This window comes from Streptomyces sp. NPDC037288 (genome assembly GCF_055603265.1).
The window spans coordinates 1-4,218 of sequence record NZ_JBVJVY010000146.1 but is presented as its reverse complement, the minus strand read 5'-3'; the positions used below and the strand labels follow the sequence as shown (position 1 = coordinate 4,218).

Below are 4,218 nucleotides of genomic sequence, written 5' to 3'. Positions count from 1 at the left end.
TGCAGTACCGGCCCCACACTCTCGACGGCTTCATAGCGGGCACCGGCCTGACCTTCGACGACCCACCCTCACCCTGACGAGCTGAAGCCAGTAACTCCGGATTACGCCAGGTAGCTGCGGGGGTCGCGCTCGTAGCGGGGGCTGAGGCGGCAGTAGCCGGAGAGCCAGGACATGGTGCGCTCGATGACCCAGCGGCGTCGTCCTAATCGCTCGCTGGACTCGATGCCTTTGCGGGCGATGCGCACTCCGATGCGCTTCCACCGGGGCCATCTGCGCAGATCAACCCGGCCGTAGGCTTTGTCCGCATGGAGCCGCTGGGGTTTGAAGTGTCGGCCTCGGTGGGGGTCGTGTCTCCTTACGTTGGTGGTGGCTTGCTTCCGGTCACTCGTAGGATCGGAAAGCCCAGGGATGCTGGGTGTGGCTGCGTGTCTCCAGCCTCATGGGTGGCTTCAAACGATTGGCCGCCTGGCATCCCGCGACGACTCGACCACTGATACGAAAATCCCCCGTCTGTGCAGGTTAGGAGCGTTCACGTGGCCTCCACCGGCTGAAGGTTGACCTGGTAGCCGAGGCGGTTGAGCTGGCTGACGAGGCGGCGGGTGGCGCGGGTCTTGCCGGTGCGTTCGAGGAAGTAGTCGCCGCCGAGGCCGGTGTACTCGATGTCGCGGGTGAACATGTGCCAGATCGAGATGAAGGATGGAGTGCTGCAGGGCGACCAGTGCCCGTCGGCGGCCGCGGCGTCCGACCAGGCGTCGGTAGCGGGAGGCGAGGTAGGTGTCCTTGGTGCGGCAGGCGGAGATCGCGGCTTGGCCGAGAACGCCCTTGAGCCACGGGTCGCTGGGGCGGGTGCGGCCCGACGGGCTCTTGCCCGCGGACTCGTAGTTGCCCGGACACACCCCTGCCCAGGAGGCGAGGTGGCCGGCCGAGGGGAAGCGGCTGATGTCCGCCCCGATCTCGGCGAGGCTCACCTCGGCGGTATGCGCGCTCACCCCGGGAATGGTCGCCAGCAGCTCGACCTGCCGCTGAAAGGGCCGGATGTACTCTTCGATGCGGGCATTGAGGCGGTGTTCCATGGCGGTGGCCTCGTCGATCCGGTCCAGCATTGTCTGTGCCAGGAACGCATGGTGATCGGTGAAGTAGCCGGTCAGCGCCTCGATCAGAACCTCACGCCGGGTCCGCAGGTTGGCCGCGGCCAGCTCGGCGAGCACCCTCGGATCGCCCTCGCGGCTGATCAGCGCCTTGAGCATCCGCCGCCCGGAGACGCCGAAGAAGTCGGAGACCACCGAGGTCAGCTTGATCCCGCAGTCCTCCAGAAGGTTCTGCAGTCGCTGGGCCTCCCGGGCCCGTACGCGCACCACTTGAACGTCTTGTGGGTCCTCATACGAGACGGCCGCACATTCGAGATCACCGCACCGCCGAGCCCCCTGGTGCTGGTGTGACCTACTCACAGCGAGTCACCAGCCGGGCCTGGCAAGCCCGATGGGAATCGTTTGGTGACCCGTGATCACGTGCTTCAGTGCTTCGCTGTCATGGGTGTTGGCGGCCGAGACGCTGACGAGAAAGGGGCAGTCCGTTTGCGTCCGACAGGACGTGCATCTTGGAACCCGGCCTGCCCCCGTCCACGGGGCTCGGACCTGTGAGCTCGCCCCCCTTTTCGGGCCCGCACGTGAGCGGAGTCGAGGACCACGCGCGAGACATCGATCAGGCCGGCGTCATCGAGCCGGCGCAGCACCGCCTCATGCAGCCGGCCCCACACCCCGGCCCGCGACCAGATTAAAGAACCGGCGGTGCGCAGTCGACTTCGATATCCCGAAGCGTGGCGGCAGAGCCCGCCAGGCACAACCGCTGACCAGCACGTAGATGATCGCCGCGAACAGCGTCTCATCAGGCTCTACCGTCTTGCTGGGCCTGCCCCAGCCATTCGTAGGGTTGTGGCACCCAGGGGAGCTGGGTGTGGCTTTCATCAGGCTGCCGCTCGTGGCTTGACATGCTTGGCCACTCGGCTCCCCGCGACGACTCGGCCGCCGGTTGGGAAATGCGAACAAGTCGCTGTGTAGAGCAATGCCGGCGAGGTCGTCTGTGGTCTGTACTGCACACACGACGAGCTGGAGCACGATGAGCCGAATATGGGCAGGGACCGACTGCGGCAAGGCCCACCACCACACTCTGGTCCTGGACAGTGAGGGCGAGACCCTGCTGTCACGACGGGTGGCCAACGACGAACCCGAGCTGCTGAAGCTGATCGGCGACGTCCTGGATCTCGCTGGTGGCCGACAGATCACGTGGGCGCTGGACATGGCCGGCGGCGGGGCCCGGCCTGCTGATCGCCCTGCTCATCAACCACGGTCAGGTACTCGTCTACATCCCCGGCCATAGCGGTCAACCGTGCCTCCGACAGCTACCGCGGAGCAGGCAAGACCGACGCCCGGGACACGCGAGTGATCGCTGACCAGGCCCGCATGCGGCGAGCTCAGCCCATCTGTCCGGGCGATGACGCGGGCGTCGAACTGCGCCTGCTGACCGAGCGCCGGGTGGATCTGGTCGCCGAGCGCACCCGCACCATCAACCGGCTCAAGGGCCTGCTGAACAGCATGTTCCCGCCCTGGAACGCACCTTGGACATCGGCACGAGCGGGGCATTGCAGCTGTTGACGGGCTACCAGACTCCGGCGAGGCCGCCTCCGGGCGATCCGCCGCACTGGCCTGCATCGACTGACCACCTGGCTCCGCAACAGGAAGGTCCGTTCCCCGGAGACTCTCGCGGCGAAGGCTGTTGAGACAGCTGAACGACAGCACACGGCCGTGGCAGGCGAGAGCTCCATCGCGAAGATGGTGCACACGCTGGCGAAGGAGGTGATAGCCCTCAACGAGAAGATCGCCGAGACCGACAAGTTCATCGAAGGTCGGTTTCGCGAACACGAACTGGCTGAAGTGATCCAGTCCATGCCCGGCATCGGTACGGTCCTCGGTGCGGAGTTCCTCGTTGCCGTCGGCGGCAGCCTGGACGCCTTCCCCACCCCGGACCGTCTTGCTGCTTTCGCCGGCGTGACCCCAGCACCTCGTGACTCTGGGAAGATCAGCGGCAATCTCCACCGGCCTCAGCGACATCACAGGCGCCTGCAACGGGTCTTCTACACGTCCGCGCTGGTAAGCATCCGGTTCGACCCCAATTCGCGGAAGTACTACGACCGCAAACGAGCCGAGGGTAAGCGTCACGTCCAAGCCGTGCTCGCGCTCGCCCTACGCCGCGCCAACGTGCTGTGGGCCCTGATCCGTGACGGCAGGTGCTACCAAGTCGCACCGCCTGTAACTGCTGGGGCTTGACTTCAACATTGGGAAGCGTGTCCTGCGTGCCGCCGCCCTGCGGCCGCACCTCGACGGTGGGATCAACGGCTTCGCGATCTCCCACAGCCCGTCCGGAACAATCCAACTCTCATCCCGCCCCATACGTGGGTCAACGAGCAAACCGCCACATAGGGCCGATCGTAGGCGGGCTGTGGTCGCGGGGCGGTGATGGACGCCTGTTGCGTGCAGTCGGCTCGAAGAGGATCCCTGCGTGGTATCGATGACCGGCGGGACTGGTAACGACGTCATCCAATTGCCACACGTGCTTTCGCAACGGGGGCCGCACGTCGTCTGTTGGCCGCGTCCGAGTACGGCGTCGTGATGATCACCGCTTCACCGTCCCGGAACACGTCATCAGCCTCAGCACCGGGCCTGCCAGGGCCACGCGATGGCAGTGGCCCTCAGGCCCGCACAACCTAACGAGCAGTAAGCGGATGGTCTCTCATAGATACGAAGAATCCAGCCGTAACAAAGGATGGTCAGCCGTGTCTGAACCATTGGGAGCGGAAACGTCCAGGAGGAGCCTGGGCACGCCGGAAGGCCACTGACCTACAGCCACAGCGGTCGGACTACCCGAGGGCAACCCAACCGGCCCCTCCCATCTGGCGAGCCTCGTCGCGAGAAGCGGTCCGTAGGAAAGACCAGCTGTCGCGGGCCGCTCGCTCGAAGCCCGAGATGCTCACAGCGTGCCAGGAGGAATACCACTCATGCAGCCCCTCATCGACAGTGCCCGTACATTCGGACAGCGCCCTGAGGAGTTTGCCAAACTCGCCGAAGGACAGTCCCCGCAGGTGCTGTTCATCACCTGCTCCGATTCCCGGGTCGTCCCCGCCCTGATCACGGGCGCCCGCCCCGGCGAGCTCTTCGAGCTGCG

General features: G+C 65.8%; 2 protein-coding genes and 5 pseudogenes. 3 read left to right on the top strand and 4 right to left on the bottom strand.

What is annotated here, in order from left to right; genetic code table 11:
* Nucleotides 1-77, top strand: a pseudogene (locus tag ACZ7GZ_RS42470) (transposase); the annotation flags it as partial.
* A gap of 24 nt (nt 78-101) precedes the next feature.
* Here ACZ7GZ_RS42470 and ACZ7GZ_RS42465 read toward each other — a convergent pair.
* From ACZ7GZ_RS42465 to ACZ7GZ_RS42455, 3 genes and pseudogenes are all read right to left on the bottom strand, one after another.
* Nucleotides 102-410, bottom strand: coding sequence for a transposase (locus ACZ7GZ_RS42465; protein ID WP_471033137.1), 309 nt, complete (start codon nt 408-410; stop codon nt 102-104).
* Nucleotides 411-529: 119 nt separating this feature from the next.
* Nucleotides 530-1,361 (bottom strand): annotated as a pseudogene (locus ACZ7GZ_RS42460) (transposase); the annotation flags it as partial.
* 126 nt (nt 1,362-1,487) lie between these two features.
* A pseudogene (locus tag ACZ7GZ_RS42455) lies at nt 1,488-1,889 on the bottom strand (IS5 family transposase); the annotation flags it as partial.
* Between the two features lie 226 nt (nt 1,890-2,115).
* On the opposite strand from ACZ7GZ_RS42455, the pseudogene ACZ7GZ_RS42450 reads away from it, so the two are divergent.
* Nucleotides 2,116-3,323, top strand: a pseudogene (locus tag ACZ7GZ_RS42450) (IS110 family RNA-guided transposase).
* Between the two features lie 16 nt (nt 3,324-3,339).
* On the opposite strand, the pseudogene ACZ7GZ_RS42445 reads toward ACZ7GZ_RS42450, so the two are convergent.
* A pseudogene (locus ACZ7GZ_RS42445) lies at nt 3,340-3,446 on the bottom strand (IS5/IS1182 family transposase); the annotation flags it as partial.
* Nucleotides 3,447-4,051: 605 nt separating this feature from the next.
* On the opposite strand from ACZ7GZ_RS42445, the gene ACZ7GZ_RS42440 reads away from it, so the two are divergent.
* The coding region (locus ACZ7GZ_RS42440) for a carbonic anhydrase (RefSeq protein ID WP_471033134.1) at nt 4,052-4,218 on the top strand (167 nt) is incomplete at its 3' end.